Here is a 15,361-nt window from a genome sequence, read left to right on the forward strand (position 1 = left end):
CTTAACGTAAGATATACAGTTTCCCAAAGCCATTCTTAAAGGCTTTATCAGCACTAGTAGCTCTCCGCTCAATCCGATTACCATTTGAATTTATAAAGACTTTGTAGAAGTAAACTCCATTCGCAAGTTGATCTCCAAATTCATCTCTGCCATCCCAGGCATAACTTGTTATGTTATTTCCAATTCTAATAGGGCCTATTTCATCCTGTGTGATTTCTCTCACAACTCTTCCCGAGACCGTCAATATTTGAATTTTAATTTCATCAGGAATTTCACTTCCCGTCAACGTGAACACAAACCTGCATCTGGTAGAAAATGGATTGGGGTAAGGATAAAAATGAGTGACTGTCGACTCATTGATAACTTCAAAATTAATTTCGTACGGCTCTTCCCCTGCCTCATTACCTGCTTCATCCTCTGCTCGGACTCTAATAGTATGCAAACCATCATCTAATGGTCCAGGCTGGTAGGTGATTTCAAAATCTTGATCTGCCGTAGACGGGACATAGTTAAGCCTGGGATCAGAAAAATTTATCCGTTGGAATTCGCTTTCATCACCGGGAAGTCTTAACGAGATGTTAATTCCTGCCGTATCTGTTTTAGAAACAAAAGGATTGTCATCCCTCATCTTAATCACAATAGCTGGATTAGGTGATACCACGTCTCCATCCAAAATATGATATCCATCAAATGTGACATCTAAGATAGGATTGGTTTCATCTGCTATGACATCCACCAAGTTCGTTAGCGTTAATCTATTATTTGAAGCGTATGCTTCATTCTCATTTGCCAGGACCTCTATTACAATGCTATTTGATCCTTCAAAATTGAAGGAAGGGAACGTAGCGCTAAATAAAGTAGTATCTCCGGAAGGTGGTGGTGCTATTTTGAAACTAGACTCTGAAGTAGTTCCTGCGTTTTGATTGACAAGAGTAGCCATGACCGTCAGAGAATCAGTAAAATCAATATCAGAAACATTATAAAAATAAAATGGACGATCTATCTCCTCCCCTTCCTGCGCAGAAGTAATAGATTTATCAGCCGGAAGCAGAATACCCTCAGGTGGATAAGAATAATTAATCTCCCAAAAATTTAATTCTGGAGGTGTTTGGTCTACTTCGTCATTAAACGAGAACGTGATTTCTAATTGAGGATAAAGCTGCGGATCTATTGCTGTAACATCTATAGTTTCAGCCCTAGCACGTGATTCCAAAGAAGTTAATTCGCCATCTTTATCAACTCCAAACAAATCAATTCCAATATTATCATTCGCTTCATCCGATAGGTTAAAAGAAAAGTTATTCCATGATCTAGCTGGCCCAATTCTTCGTGTCTTTATTTCGCCACTCACAAATCTACCTATAACATTTCCCTGAAAATCAATACTTTGTTCTGTAACTGGAGAGGGAGATCCATTATTAATGATTGTAGTTGCACTTCCCGATATATCTCCCTTTCTACCAAAGAAAATTACCGGCTGCCCGTCTACAAGGGAGTTGATTGTTGTCGTACTTACTCCCAGTGAATTCAACGTAGATGCTACCTGAGCATCCCAGTTAGAGTAATCTACATCACCAATATTAAAGAGAACAATCATGTCTCCATCTCTCATATTGTCAACTAAAACTTGCAAGCGACGCTCTGCTCCAATCATATCAACTTCTCTGAATTGATAAATCCGCTGAGGTAGACGACCACAAACTTCTCGATTAAACACATCTTGAACATTAGAGTCAATTGGTCTATAAGGATCGCCACTTTCCTTGTCAAAAGCTATAGCGTTGAATGTATTTTGTTCACAGGTAGGATCAACTGTATTCGAGGTAGTGAAGAAATCCAGCCCTCCTATAATAGCCTTCAAGTCTGCATAGCTAAACGTAGTATTATCTACTCCGAAGGTGAAAATATCTATTGGTGTAATGGACTGTTCAAACTCCCATTCATTTGTCAATTGATTATACTCAACTCCGGTAATAAAAGCATCTTCTATCTGCTCAGGAGTATACTGACCCCATCCTTCAGAAATATTATTAATAAGTGTAAATGAAGTTTCTACCCACTCATTGGTTTCATCTGATTCCGGATTAGCAAACCTCGTTCTCCAATAGATCGTGGAAGAATCAGGTAATGAGAATGTAGAAAAATCAAATTCATGTGACGCAAGTACTTCTCCCGAAATCGTTGTTCTCCGATTGTTAGGTCCTAAAAAATCTGATTGTGTATCAATCTCTATCTCATAGCTTCTAAGCTCCTCTAAAAGATTACTAGACTGCCACAAAAAAGTCACTTCTGAATCAGCTAATGTTCCATTATCGATTGGATAAAGGTGACTGGTATTTCCATTAAAAATAGATACTTGAAGAGAAGCGGAATTATTAGCTTCATTCAGTTCTTCCTGCGTATTTTCAGGATCGAGTAATATGGTGAAAAGATTCAAACCATCATTGGTTTGAGTAGGATCATTGGGAATATAAAAACTAATTGTGTCTTGACGGAGTGGGCGAAGAAACTCTTCCACATAAACTTGTTGGCCTCCATCTGCAAAAGTTCTGTTAACCTGCACAATCAATGAATCTTGAACAGTCCTGCCAAAATTCTTGACAACAACATCAATTTTAAAAGAATCTTGAGAGGCAAGAATTTGTCCTCCTTCAATTGCTTCTGCACTAACAGTATTATCATCTATTTGATAATCAGGGCTATCGGCTCCAAATATTCTGTAAGATGGATCCCCTTGAAGAGTCATTTGTTGAACTTGAGTAAGGCTTATATCTCCTGAACCAAATTGGTCTAAATACAGTCTTGAAACTTCGTTTATTACATTCCCAACTGATTCTTGTATAAATGCATCATCAGCAAAAGACAGACCATAAAAAAAGTTACTCCATCGACGTAGAGTAGCCGATAAGGCAACATCTGCATGTGCTATGAAACCTACTGCTCCCAGATCAGGAGTTGCCATCCAATCTTCACCAAAAGTGAAATTAGAGCCGAATATTTCACCTGCCCTACAGCCATTAACCAAAAAGACAGGATATTTGGCTTTGTTAGAAAACCCAAACTCAGGATCACTCACTCTACCTATCTCTATATCTGTTACAGTACCACTTGAGTGTCCAAAAAAAGTAATGTATCCAACACCTTGATTTACCCGATCTGTCACATCTACAAATTCCACTGCATCACTTGTCTCCTTACCCGTATTAAATGCTCTTCCTCCAATGAAATCTTCTTCTACCAAGTCTTTAAGGTCTATGATGATATTTGCAAAACTTGAAATTTCAGACTGATTCACTCCTCCGCTTAGTTGAAGAAAGTCTTTCCTAAACAAGTCATCATAAGGCAATGCTTCCATCTCAATTATTTTATTCAAGTAGGATGTCACACTAGAAGTACTATGAGCATTTAATCGACCAATAGCTATGCCTGGGAGGTTCGGATCTACTCCATTCTGTCCTAAGACATACATTAAATCACTACCTGGGAATCCATAGGTTGGAACATTCACAACTTCTTGCGAACCTCTGAAATAGTTTGTGTTTAATGTGAATCCTTTTCCAATGATAAAGACATTTTCTATTGGATTTTGAGTATTTGCATCTGAAATAAAATTGGTTATCGCTAATGGAGAAGGGTCTCCATAATTATACAGATTGAATAAATCACCGACGTTTACCGTCTGAACGTTATGACCACCTCCTGCTGCGGATTCTCTGTAGTTTTCATAATCGCTTATAGGATCTCCATCTTGCCTTAGGTTTGGATGGGTGATGATCAGGTAGTCCTTGTTGCTCAGGTCATAATTCGGAAGAGCAACTAGTTCAATAGAGCTCACAGATTGGGGAGCAGTGGTTGCGATTATTTGATCACTTGCATTTGCATCAGGAACTACAACTTCTACACGATCAGAAAAGTTTGTAGTGGCTAATCGTATTGCATTAAAAGAGTCGGTAACATTAAAAACTCGAGTATCACTCGCATTCGTGGTAGCAATTTGCATCCAAGCTTTTGATGCGCTCAGGTTTGCAAGTGTAAAAATCTTGTTCTCATCAGATGCCATCGAAATTGTTTGAGGATATTGAAGTCTCATATAAGCAATGGATATCCTTTCTGATGCATCAGGAAATCCTTCGGCCGTTGCTCTAACCACAAACTCTCCTCCAGCACCAATACTAGAAGCAGCAACTGATCCTGAGTAAAATTCTTTTCCCCATCCATCGAATTGAACGTTAGAAAGGAGACCTAGAGAACTTGTATTTTGGCCAATAGTAATGGAGACATTATGGGTTAAACTATTCCCTCCTATAATAACTGTTTCGATGGTAGGACTGATCCCCGCCGATTCAAAATTTCTAAGAGTGAAGCTGAAGTCCTTAAAAGCGTTTTTAGACTGAAATTCACCAGTCCACCCTTCACCATCGTCATACTTACTCAGACTAAATGCTGCACCTGATCCGAATTTTCTTCCGGGAGCATAGTCAGTCGTAAAAAGCTGGATAGTATCTTCTATGTGGTAAGCCTCTGGAGTAAGTCCTGTTGTATTTTTATCTGATGAGAATGCCATTCGCTTACCATTCTCACTTCCAAGCTTGTACGTCAAAAAGTACGTAGCAGTATCAGAAAATAGGTTATAGAATTGGTGTGGTTGCGAATTAGTTTCATACAGCTGAGAATCACTTGTTCCTGTATTCCTTTGACCAAAAAATTCAAGATAATTAACCGTACCATCTCCGTTGGTATTTACATTCAAAGCAACTTCTTGACCTCTGCGAAAAACCTGTATTCTACTAGCCGGAACACTTGTCAAAGGAAATCCTGCAGCCAGCAATTCATCACTACTAATTCTGTAAAATCCGTCTTTTCCAATGTTGATCTTATAGTACGATTGTGTGAAATCAATCCACTCATTACCTACCTGAGCAGATGTAGAAAATCCACATAAGACCAATAATATGATGAGCTTATTTTTCCACATTGAAATCTACTTTAATTGAAAAAACATGTGAAAAAAGTCCTGGAGCTAAGTCTCCAATATCTGTCAAAGCATAATCTATAGTCAATTCTTTAATATTCACTCCCAATCCAAGGTTAGGTTGAAAGGTCCATGATTTGCTCCCATCAAAATCTTTGATTTGTTGAAATTGATTAACTCCAAATCGGAGAAATGCCATTTTTTTATAATCAAATTCTGCTCCTGCCTTGGGGTCAATAGAAATAAGTCCCGTTCGTATGATTGTATTTCGTTTCCCATCAAAAGTCATATCCAGGTCTACAGAAGCCATCACGGCGAATTTATCTGTGATATCAAATTCTCTCGAGCCTCCCAGAATCACTCTGGGTAGCGTAATCTCTACTGAATTGATAGGAACATCATTCCCAGTAAGTGCATAAACCTCCTCCACTTCAGCTGTGTTGTGCGACCAAGCATTGAAAGTTCCTACAATATCTCTGGCTACCACGCCCAGCTTCCACTTATTAATCTCTTTTTGAGCTCCAAAGTCAAACCCAAACCCCCAGGCTTTCGAAAAATTGCCGACTGTTCTATGAATTACTTTCAGGTTTCCTCCGGCATCTATTCCCCCGAAAAGAGGAAGTTTTCTTGCGTAGGAAACTATAAATCCATAATCTGCTGAAGAGAAAAATTGAATATTATCATAATTAATTGATCCATTAACATCTATAAGAAATCGTGTATCTGGAATGTCATCCACAGAAAACCGGATAACTGAGAGGGCTATTTTGCTTTGCTCATCTACCGAAGTAGCAAACGCAGCATAGTCGTAATTAGCCAGGCCACCAAAGTAGGATGAATGCATCAACGCCAGCTGATGATCTGATTTTATCTTGTTTAATCCCGCAGGGTTCCAGTAACCTGCAGAAACATCATCCACAAAAGAAACCGCAGTAAAGCCCATTCCAAAAGATCGGGTACTTACCCCAATGTTCATAAATTCATTACTGTATTTAGGTGTATTATCTCTTTCACTTGACTCATCCTGTCCTCTAACATTCTGAATCAGAAACAAACCAAAAAATAATACTATCGCGTACTTCATACAGTCTAAAATCAAAAGCAATTTAGCCATAGCCTTTGGATTGTCATACCCTCCATTCGTTGAACAATAGCTTATATACGACAAAGTGTAAATAATCTTATTTAATAACTAAATAAAGAATTTATATAATTATATAAAGAAAATTAAGCTTTATCTACAATTTTTCGGCAAGTACTTGGCCATACCAAGTACCTTTACGTATACAGCACCAGAAACCAAACCATGTAACGTGAATAGTTTGACAAGAAATGAAAGTATATGAATATTGAAAATACACAAGTTCAGATGAGGAAGGGAATCCTGGAATTTTGCATTTTGCATATAATTTCCAGGGGTGAGGTTTATGCTTCCGACATGCTTGAGGAGTTAACCTCAGCAAAGATCATGGTGGTAGAGGGAACTCTGTATCCACTTCTGACTAGATTACGAAAAGCAGGTCTGGTAGATTACAAGTGGGTGGAGTCAAAATCCGGGCCACCCAGAAAGTATTATACACTTACCAAGGAAGGCGATGAATTCCTAAGCGGTCTGGATCAAACATGGACAGAACTGGTTTCTTCCACCAAAAAAATTATCGCGAAAAAAAACACGAAGAAGTGAAATAACCGATCTGGTAATTCCATTTCGCACTAATAAAAGATTATACACATGAAAAAGAATATAAGTATCAACATTGGCGGTATCATATTCCACATCGAGGAAGAAGGCTTTGATAAACTCAAAAACTACCTCGATTCAGTCAATAAATACTTTTCCTCTTTCGAAGACAGCAAAGAGATCATTGAAGATATCGAAGGTAGGATAGCTGAAATATTCCTTTCAAAACTTGATGAGGGGAAACAAATTATTACGCCCGAAGATGTAAACGACCTCATCGCGACGATGGGTACTACCAAAGATTTCGAAGCGACCATCGAAAACGAGCCGGAGGTAAAAACCGAACAAAAGGAAGAGGCACAGGAGGAAGAAAAAACTGAAAAAGAAGAAATTCCAAAAAGTGGATATGAAAAAGCAAAACGGTTGTTTAGAGATAACAAACGAAAGGTTATTGGTGGTGTAGCTTCAGGTATTGCAAACTACTTTGGCATTGATCCTATTTGGGTTCGATTGCTCATGCTTGCCTTTTTATTCAACATCTTTTTCTGGGGGTTAAGCGGATTCATCTTCCTTGCCTATATCATCCTTTGGATTGCTATTCCAGGTAGTGATTCTCTAGATGAGGATAAAGCTATCAAAAAGCTATTTAGAAGTACTGATGATCGTGTGTTAGGTGGAGTTTCAGGAGGCATAGCCTCATACTTTGGCGCAGATCCTGTTGTCATCAGAGTGCTCTTTGTAATCTCTATTTTCCTAGGAGGTGCGGGCATTATCGCTTATTTAATCCTTTGGATTATCACCCCTGAAGCACGATCCATCACAGAGAAAATGCAGATGCAAGGTGAGCCTGTTACCATCTCCAACATTGAAGAGAGTGTAAAGAAGAGTTTGAATGTGAAAGAAGGAGAAGAAAACATTTTTGCTAAAATCCTTTTGTTTCCATTTCGTCTTATCGCCATGATCTTCAAAGCACTTGGAGAGATTCTCGGGCCACTATTGAAAGTTGCAATAGAAGTGTTAAGAATAGGATTTGGTGTCTTCCTAGTCTTCTTAGGATTTGTATTGATGATCACTTTTACCATCTCGCTTGCAGTACTTCTGGGTGTCGGTGGAGTGATGGAGAGCTGGGTTCATTTTGGTGACTTTCCAGCCTCAGAGATTTTCAATTCTGTAAGTAGTGTGATGGTTGCTTCGTCCTATATAGTATCAATGGTTCCTGCCTTAACTATCGCTCTTCTAGGCTTGGCAGTAATCATGAAAAGAAAAGTAACGAATGCCGCAGTGGCTTGGGGACTATTTGGACTTTGGCTAATTGGAATGATCGGATTGGCATTCTCTATTCCTGCAGTCATTAGAAACTACAGTGTAGAAAGTACTTATAAAGAAGAGCAAACATTTGCTTTGACCGAAGGTATTGTTGATTTGAAACTTAACGACCTTGACTGGGATGGCTACAACACGGTCGATCTGAAAATTCGGGGACATGAAGATTCTGTATATCTATTAGCACTTGAATTTGACGCCAGAGGTTCTTCCAGAAGCAATGCTAAAGAAAACGGAGAGGCAGTAGACTATATAGTTTCTCAGGAAGGAAACACATTCTACTTTGATTCACAGATTACATTTGATGAGGCTCCATTTAGGTTTCAAGATGTCTCGGCCATATTTTATGTTCCATACGGCAAGGTATTTACCATGGACTATGATCTTCGCGAAATACTGAGAAACACGCTGTGGATTCATAGTTATAGTGCTAGCGATTTAGGTGATAACGAATGGGTTTTTGATGAAAAAGGATTGAAATGTCTTACCTGTACTGACTCGGGAACTAGATCATTAAGAAATCGTCCAAAATATGGATCAGATGCTCAAGAATATCAATTTACTGATTTTGATGAGGTTAAATTAATCTCGCTATTCGATTTCGAAATCATTCAAGGGGACAACTATTCTGTACGACTTGAGGGGGATCAGAATGACTTAGATGATGTCTATTTAAGTCAAAGTGGAGATGAGTTAGAAATCCGATATGGAAAAAATGTCAGCTGGTGGAAAAACAGAAGAGGAAGAGACAAAATACGCATCTATATAGAAATGCCAGAACTCGAATATTTGCATGTCACAGGAGCATCGGAGGGAGAAGTCAGAGGCTTTTCCGGCTCGAATATAGCTTTCGACATCACAGGGGCATCAGATGTATGGGCAGACATTGAAGTGGAATCCATAGAAATTGATCTAACCGGCGCATCAGAACTGACGCTCATTGGTAGAGGAGACGATTTAGAAGCTGACTTAGTAGGAGCTTCCGAGCTAGATGCCTTCAATTTTACTGTAGAAGATGCCAACGTTAGGGCAGTAGGAGCATCTACCGCAAAAGTGTATGTGACAAATGAATTAGACGCTAATGCTTCTGGTGCTAGTAAAGTACGGTACCGTGGAGATGCACGTGTCTCATCAGACAGTAATGGACTAAGCTCAGTAAAAAGAGATTAAAATATCTAATTGGTCTAAGAGTTCTATTGACTCAATCAGTTAGGTTTTGGTTTCCCCTGCTTTTGGTCGGGCAGGGGATTTTTTAAAAAATATTCCATCCAACTTTAACAGGATTCTTGACCTGTTCTAATCTGGAAGAAGAGAATATGCCAAAGGCTTGCCACCAAACAAAACCTTTGTTTTCTCCCATGTATCTTCAAAGAGCTCAGAGTGACGGTATTTTTCAAGATCATCCTCACTTTGCCATTTGCTAAATGTATAGTAGATATGACCCTCCTTTGCGTCTCTACATAGCTCCAGATGTTCGCAACCAGGGAATGTTGCAATCTTTTCTTTCACTAACTCGAATAACTCCAGAAAGTCATTTACACTATCTGGTTTAAAGTCCATTCTGACAATACGTATTAGCATAGTTTAATTTGTTGCAAATTCTATCAATACGGGTGAGTCAACAGAAAGGCCAAGCAGTCCCGAAGCATTCCCTTTATTTATTCCTATTTGAAGTCGGCCCGAAGAATTGAATAAAACATAGCAATCACCAGATTCTACATCACTAAAAAAAGTATGCAGCGACTGGAACTGCTCGCGACCAAAACGAATTAAGTATTTAACTCCTACTCCATTAATCTCGATTATCTTATCAAATTCCGTTTTTGAAATATTGGTAATCAAATTGCCATATCGATCTACAGAAATAACATTTCCAGCTATTTCGCGCTTCGTTACTTTTAGTTGCCGATCGTACAATTCTGTCATCTCTGTCACAATTGTGCCAACATCTTTAAGCGATTGTCCACTTGCCAGCTGCATGGCTGTCTTAGCCAGGACATCCTTTGCAGGAAAGGTAGATTGTCCATTTTCTAGAACAGCAATTTGCTCCGGTTTCTTCTGAGAAATAAGACTAAAAAGACCAGAATCAAAGCCCACAAATAAATGCCCCTCAATCTCTAAAGCTATAGTTTTCGACTTTTCTTTCATTGAATCCACAGCTACTATGTGAACCGTTTTATCAGGAAAATCCTTGTATACACTGCGAAGAACATTCGCTGCATGAGAAATATCGAATGGACGAATATTATGAGTAATGTCTGTAATCTGCTGTGCAGGAGACGCGGAAACAATGGCTGCCTTTACTGCAGCCACATAGTGATCCACAGTTCCAAAATCAGACATGAAGGTGATTAGCGCCATTGAGGGGATTACAGCTTAAATTTGTTCTTACAAAGCTATAAATTTTACTCACACAGTGAGATTTTACGCTCTTAGGTTTGCCTAAAAACATCATTCAAAAGAAACAATAATAGGCTGACAGTAGGTAAATTACACTCGAAGGATTAATAGAATATCGATTGCTAGAAAAAATAATTACACTTGAAAATATTTCCCTGGTAGACTTCCTGGGAATCGAAGATCAAAACATCAAAACTATTGCTACAGCCTTCCCTGATAGCAAGATTGTGAGTAGAGGCAATGAGATCAGAATCAAAGGTTCCGCTCCTCAAATCTTAAAAATCAATGAAATATTAAATTCTCTCCTAGCCCACTACCATGAATATGGAAAAGTGACCACTGATAATGTGAAGGACTATGTAGACAATGAAGAAAATACTATTGATGCTAGTGGTAACTCTGCCGTGCTTATTCATGGAACACGTGGGACGCGGATAGCTCCTAAAACAGCTAATCAAAAGAAATTAGTTGCAGCAGTAGAGAAGAATGACCTTGTATTCGCAATAGGACCAGCAGGAACTGGAAAAACATACATTTCTGTAGCACTGGCAGTACGAGCTCTTAAGAATAAGGAAGTCAAAAAAATCATCATCACACGTCCGGCAGTTGAAGCAGGCGAGCATTTGGGATTTCTTCCTGGTGATTTAAAAGAAAAAATTGATCCTTACCTCAGGCCCATCTATGATGCACTGAGTGATATGATTCCTTCAGAAAAACTCAAGTACTATAAAGAAAATGGCGTTATAGAAATAGCTCCTTTGGCCTACATGCGCGGAAGAACACTCAATGATGCATATGTTTTGTTGGATGAAGCTCAGAATACTACCCCCATGCAAATTAAGATGTTCCTGACACGGATGGGACCTCAATCCAAGGTGATCATCACTGGTGATCAATCTCAAATTGACTTACCTAAGAAACAGGCTTCTGGATTGATTGAGACCATGAGAGTACTCAAAGATGTGAAAGGAATTGGATTTGTGAATCTAGACGATCGGGATGTAGTACGACACAAACTGGTAAAAGCAATCATAAAAGCATATAACAAGTATGACTTACAGGGTGATTCCAGCAACAAATGAGGAACTAAAGCAAAAAGTCTTCGCCATTAGAGAAGAGGTTTTTGTAGTGGAGCAAAAAGTGACTGCTGAAGAAGAGTTTGATGAATTTGAGGAAGAATCACATCACTTTGTAGCGCTAGACCAAAACGATGATCCTATCGGGTCTGCTAGATGGAGATATACAGATAAGGGAATAAAGCTTGAGCGATTTACTGCCAAAGAATCTCTTAGAGGTAAAGGAATAGGAACAGCTATCGTGAAGGCTGTCATAGAAAATATCTCACAAAAGGCTAAAGCAGGTACCTATCTCTACATGCATGCTCAATTATCTGCCGTTCCACTTTATCTAAAATTTGGATTTGAAACCAAAGGTGATCAATTCGACGAGTGTGGCATCATGCATTATCTGATGTGGCGAGAGTTGTGACAAAGCAATTATCATCATAGTATTTGCTTCAAATTACCCAAAAATGGGTATAGCTTTTTACATTTTTATCTATTCAATTGCATGCAAGCTAATCGCCTGCATTGAATGTACTTCTGGAATTCATACCCATTTGTACGACTCACCATCGTACTTATACTTGGTATCGTCTGTTTCGATCAATTTCCATTTATTTGGAATACTCCTATTCAAATACTGAGTACGGGCATTCTATTGCTTTCAATTTCAACATTGATATCTCACCGATATGGTTTCTATAAACTCAGATATCTGAATGGCATTTTAGCCGTTGCAATCGTATTCTATTTTGGGGGAACTCTCACTCAATTTAACTATCGCGCATATTCACAAAATCATTATACGAACATACAATCCAAAATTTCGGGATTTTCAGGAACGATAAGCAGTCCAGTTAATGAACGAACCAACCATTTCAGGTATGATTTTGAGCTCGATCAAGTAATTGCCTCCGATTCAATGATCAATTCTTCTGGTAAAATTCATCTCTACGTGAGAAAAGATTCGGCTACTACCCTACTTAAGTATGGGGATCATCTCATTATTGCGGGTAGCTACTATGAAATACCAGGTCCAGATAACCCTAGTGAATTTAACTATAAGTCGTATCTAGAAAGACAGGGTATCTATGGTCATTCTTTTGTTCGTAGTGATCAACTTAGAATCACCCTAAATGATCCTCCAAATTTATTTCTGAATTTAGCTTTCAATTTAAGGAATAGCGCTACCCAAACAATAGATCAGCATATACCTTCCAAAAGAGAGAATGGAATTGCAAAAGCTTTACTCCTAGGAATCAAGGATCATCTTGATAATGATGTGAAAAAAGCCTACTCTTCTGCCGGAGCTATGCACGTTTTAGCAGTTTCTGGGCTTCATGTGGGCATCATTTATCTTTTAATACAGCTACTTTTTGGTAAACTTCGGAAATCCGGTAAATGGGGCAAAAGGCTTTTTGGATTAATCAGTGTTCTCATTATTTGGTTTTATGCTACTTTGACAGGCCTTAGTCCATCTGTTTTAAGAGCAGCAACCATGTTTTCTTTAGTAGCAGTCAGTCAAGCCACCGCAAGAGAAGGTAATATTTACAATACGTTAGGTTTTGCTGCTTTCATTCTACTCCTCTTTGATCCTTATCTCATTTATTCTGTTGGATTCCAACTCTCTTTTGCTGCGGTCATTGGAATCGTTTATTTACAACCCAAAATTTATAGATTAATTGACTTTAGAAACTTTTTTCTAGACAAGGCATGGGCGATTACTTGTGTGTCTATTGCTGCTCAGTTAGCTACTTTTCCTCTCTCTGCTTACTATTTTCATCAGTTTCCTTCATACTTTCTGGTTTCAAACCTTATTGTAATTCCTTCTTCATTTTTAATGCTAGTAGGTGGCGTCTTCATGCTCATTATTGATCCAATTGTTCCAATCATCGGTCACATAGTTGGCGTAGTGCTACACAAGTTCATTTGGGTGCTAAATGAAATAATCAGCTACGTTCATATCCTTCCAAATAGCTTGATCGAATGGATATTCATGGATAAAATATCGCTTATTTTCATATACCTATGTGTCATTAGCATGATATCAGGTCTTCACTTCAAATCATTCAAAACCATTATTACCTCAGGCATTTTTGGATTATTAATCATCAGTTGGAATCTTCTTTCAAATGAAAAGCAATCCACGGAAAATGAACTGGTGCTTTATGAGATATCGGGAAAGACTGTAATTGATCACATACAAGGACATGATGCTACACTTTACGTTGACGACTACAAAGAGGAAGAATTGGAGTTATTAGACTTTCAAATCAATCCCCATAGACTTTCAAGGCATCTCAGACCAATAAAAGAAACAATATCAACGCTACGAAATCAATATTTTGAAAGAAAAGAAGCCATTACTTCAGGTCAAATTGCGGGTAAGCGAATTATTATTTTTGATTCTACAACTTTCCATTTAGCGTTTAAGAATCCAATTGAAAGTGATCTAATTATTATAAATAATGGGTCAGTGAAAAGTTTAAAATGGTTAAATGAAAATTTTCCTTCCAAGCAAGTCGTAATAGGAAATAAGAATTCTGTCTATTACTCAAACAAGATGAAGGTGCAGGCTGCAGAATTAGGGCTATCGATTCACTCTTTAAAAGACGATGGAGCACTTAGAATTAACTTAGCTGAAAACATGAAAGAAGAGCGGACATACATGCCCGCTCAACTAATTAAGTAGCCAGAAGCTACCTTGACCATCTTAAAATTATGTCAAAAAGCATGACATCCATTGACCCCCGGACAACTGTTATTCGAACAACCATTTGATGGACAGGCTGCCATTGAGCCAATAGTTGACCCTGGTGCACAAGCAGCCATTCCAGTATTACCACCTTTGATAGTGGAGCTCTCCTGATCACCAAAGCCCGTCACAAAGCTCTTCACTTTTAAATCATCTAGTTTTAATCTGTTCTTCATCTTAATATATGTGAAAATTTTCCTACTCTATTGATGGCTTTTCGGAACCGCCTTCACAAAAGTGGAATTGATGCATTTCCAACACAATCGCAGAAACTCATGATTTTTTCCTCCTTGAATCCCATGATAAGGAATAAAAAAGGAGCTGATGTATATGTCCGCTCCTTTTTTAAAATTCATTCAGTATAACATTCAAAACAGCTATTGTTGGAGCAGCCTCTTGAAGCGCCACCACCACCTGTACCACCACCTGGACAGCCAAAATTGGTAATGCACATATTGGTTAGATGAGGTACATCTACACCACCATTGATGGTCATCTCCTTCTCAAAATTCATTGAGGTCACAAAGCTGCTTACTTTGAGTTCATTTAGATTTAACTTCTTTTTCATCAGTAATAAGTAAAGGTTTTCCTACTCTATTGAAGGCTTTTCGGAACCGCCCTCACAAAGGTGGAATTGATGATTTTTTGATACAATCGCAGAAATTCATGATTTTTCCCTCCTAGAATCCCATGATATGGGACAAAAAAAGAGCAGACGTATACGCCCGCTCAACTAAATTAAGTAGCAAGAAGCTACCTCGATCATATGAAATTAAAAGACATTACATCCATCGCCGGTTGCTCCCCCGCCTCTGATAATTATTCTGTGTAACAATCAGCACAACTATTATTCGAACAACCCCTTGAAGCGCCACCACCACCACCACCACCACCACCAGGGCATTCTTCTGGTAATGTAACGCAGTTTGTTGCATGAGAACCAGGTATTCGACCCCCTCCTCCAATAATGGTTTCAGCATTAGATACTAAATTCTCAGTAACAAAACTTTTCACTTTGAGCTCTGAGAGATTCATTTTTTTCTTCATGTTATTAAAAGTTAGATCATCCTACTCTATTAAAGGCTTTTCGGAACCGCCTTCACAAAGGTGGAATTGATGCATTTGTACCACAATCGCAGAAATTCATGATTTTTTTCTCCTAGAACTCT

12 protein-coding genes are annotated in these 15,361 nt (G+C 38.5%); 5 read left to right on the forward strand and 7 right to left on the reverse strand.

Annotation, left to right across the window (positions count from 1 at the left end; genetic code table 11):
* Position 1 precedes the first annotated feature (1 nt).
* Positions 2-4,975 (reverse strand): C25 family cysteine peptidase, encoded by a 4,974-nt coding sequence (locus ABJQ32_11580; GenBank protein ID MEP5290282.1) that lies wholly within the window; start codon positions 4,973-4,975, stop codon positions 2-4.
* Positions 4,962-6,056, reverse strand: coding sequence for a PorV/PorQ family protein (locus ABJQ32_11585; protein ID MEP5290283.1), 1,095 nt, complete (start codon positions 6,054-6,056; stop codon positions 4,962-4,964). The genes ABJQ32_11580 and ABJQ32_11585 overlap by 14 nt, the downstream gene beginning before the upstream one ends.
* A 285-nt stretch (positions 6,057-6,341) precedes the next feature.
* Between ABJQ32_11585 and ABJQ32_11590 the strand changes: the two genes are divergently transcribed.
* Positions 6,342-6,656 carry a PadR family transcriptional regulator gene (locus ABJQ32_11590; protein ID MEP5290284.1) on the forward strand — a complete coding sequence of 105 codons (315 nt, stop codon included), beginning with the start codon at positions 6,342-6,344 and terminating at the stop codon, positions 6,654-6,656.
* 48 nt (positions 6,657-6,704) lie between these two features.
* Positions 6,705-9,146: a PspC domain-containing protein gene (locus ABJQ32_11595; protein MEP5290285.1), complete on the forward strand. Its 2,442-nt coding sequence runs from the start codon at positions 6,705-6,707 to the stop codon at positions 9,144-9,146.
* A gap of 126 nt (positions 9,147-9,272) precedes the next feature.
* On the opposite strand, the gene ABJQ32_11600 is transcribed toward ABJQ32_11595, so the two are convergent.
* Together ABJQ32_11600 and ABJQ32_11605 are read right to left on the reverse strand one after the other, a co-directional pair.
* A complete protein-coding gene (locus tag ABJQ32_11600) occupies positions 9,273-9,557 on the reverse strand; it encodes an antibiotic biosynthesis monooxygenase family protein (GenBank protein ID MEP5290286.1) in 285 nt (94 codons plus the stop codon).
* A gap of 3 nt (positions 9,558-9,560) precedes the next feature.
* On the reverse strand, positions 9,561-10,337 hold the full coding sequence (locus ABJQ32_11605) for an SAM-dependent chlorinase/fluorinase (GenBank protein MEP5290287.1): 777 nt from the start codon (positions 10,335-10,337) through the stop codon (positions 9,561-9,563).
* 158 nt (positions 10,338-10,495) lie between these two features.
* Between ABJQ32_11605 and ABJQ32_11610 the strand changes: the two genes are divergently transcribed.
* From ABJQ32_11610 to ABJQ32_11620, 3 genes are all read left to right on the forward strand, one after another.
* Positions 10,496-11,458, forward strand: a complete 963-nt coding sequence (locus tag ABJQ32_11610) for a PhoH family protein (protein MEP5290288.1) — start codon at positions 10,496-10,498, stop codon at positions 11,456-11,458.
* A complete protein-coding gene (locus tag ABJQ32_11615) occupies positions 11,427-11,864 on the forward strand; it encodes a GNAT family N-acetyltransferase (protein ID MEP5290289.1) in 438 nt (145 codons plus the stop codon). The genes ABJQ32_11610 and ABJQ32_11615 overlap by 32 nt, the downstream gene beginning before the upstream one ends.
* A 105-nt stretch (positions 11,865-11,969) precedes the next feature.
* A complete protein-coding gene (locus tag ABJQ32_11620; GenBank protein MEP5290290.1) occupies positions 11,970-14,129 on the forward strand; it encodes a ComEC/Rec2 family competence protein in 2,160 nt (719 codons plus the stop codon).
* Positions 14,130-14,161: 32 nt separating this feature from the next.
* Here the strand turns inward: ABJQ32_11620 and ABJQ32_11625 are convergent, their stop codons facing one another.
* From ABJQ32_11625 to ABJQ32_11635, 3 genes are all read right to left on the reverse strand, one after another.
* Positions 14,162-14,368, reverse strand: a complete 207-nt coding sequence (locus ABJQ32_11625) for a pinensin family lanthipeptide (GenBank protein MEP5290291.1) — start codon at positions 14,366-14,368, stop codon at positions 14,162-14,164.
* A gap of 176 nt (positions 14,369-14,544) precedes the next feature.
* Positions 14,545-14,760, reverse strand: coding sequence for a pinensin family lanthipeptide (locus ABJQ32_11630; protein ID MEP5290292.1), 216 nt, complete (start codon positions 14,758-14,760; stop codon positions 14,545-14,547).
* A gap of 251 nt (positions 14,761-15,011) precedes the next feature.
* Entirely contained in the window at positions 15,012-15,239 is a 228-nt protein-coding gene (locus ABJQ32_11635) for a pinensin family lanthipeptide (protein ID MEP5290293.1), read from the reverse strand.
* Between the last annotated feature and the right edge of the window lie 122 nt (positions 15,240-15,361).

Source organism: Marinobacter alexandrii (genome assembly GCA_039984955.1).
Lineage (GTDB): Bacteria > Bacteroidota > Bacteroidia > Cytophagales > Cyclobacteriaceae > Ekhidna.

What these genes read in the sequence shown, in the direction of transcription:
- ABJQ32_11580 (MEP5290282.1), bottom strand. Translation starts at nt 4,975, where the DNA reads ATGTGGAAAAATAAGCTCATCATATTATTGGTCTTATGTGGATTTTCT.
- ABJQ32_11585 (MEP5290283.1), bottom strand. Translation starts at nt 6,056, where the DNA reads ATGAAGTACGCGATAGTATTATTTTTTGGTTTGTTTCTGATTCAGAAT.
- ABJQ32_11590 (MEP5290284.1), top strand. Translation starts at nt 6,342, where the DNA reads ATGAGGAAGGGAATCCTGGAATTTTGCATTTTGCATATAATTTCCAGG.
- ABJQ32_11595 (MEP5290285.1), top strand. Translation starts at nt 6,705, where the DNA reads ATGAAAAAGAATATAAGTATCAACATTGGCGGTATCATATTCCACATC.
- ABJQ32_11600 (MEP5290286.1), bottom strand. Translation starts at nt 9,557, where the DNA reads ATGCTAATACGTATTGTCAGAATGGACTTTAAACCAGATAGTGTAAAT.
- ABJQ32_11605 (MEP5290287.1), bottom strand. Translation starts at nt 10,337, where the DNA reads ATGGCGCTAATCACCTTCATGTCTGATTTTGGAACTGTGGATCACTAT.
- ABJQ32_11615 (MEP5290289.1), top strand. Translation starts at nt 11,427, where the DNA reads ATGACTTACAGGGTGATTCCAGCAACAAATGAGGAACTAAAGCAAAAA.
- ABJQ32_11620 (MEP5290290.1), top strand. Translation starts at nt 11,970, where the DNA reads ATGTACTTCTGGAATTCATACCCATTTGTACGACTCACCATCGTACTT.
- ABJQ32_11625 (MEP5290291.1), bottom strand. Translation starts at nt 14,368, where the DNA reads ATGAAGAACAGATTAAAACTAGATGATTTAAAAGTGAAGAGCTTTGTG.
- ABJQ32_11630 (MEP5290292.1), bottom strand. Translation starts at nt 14,760, where the DNA reads ATGAAAAAGAAGTTAAATCTAAATGAACTCAAAGTAAGCAGCTTTGTG.
- ABJQ32_11635 (MEP5290293.1), bottom strand. Translation starts at nt 15,239, where the DNA reads ATGAAGAAAAAAATGAATCTCTCAGAGCTCAAAGTGAAAAGTTTTGTT.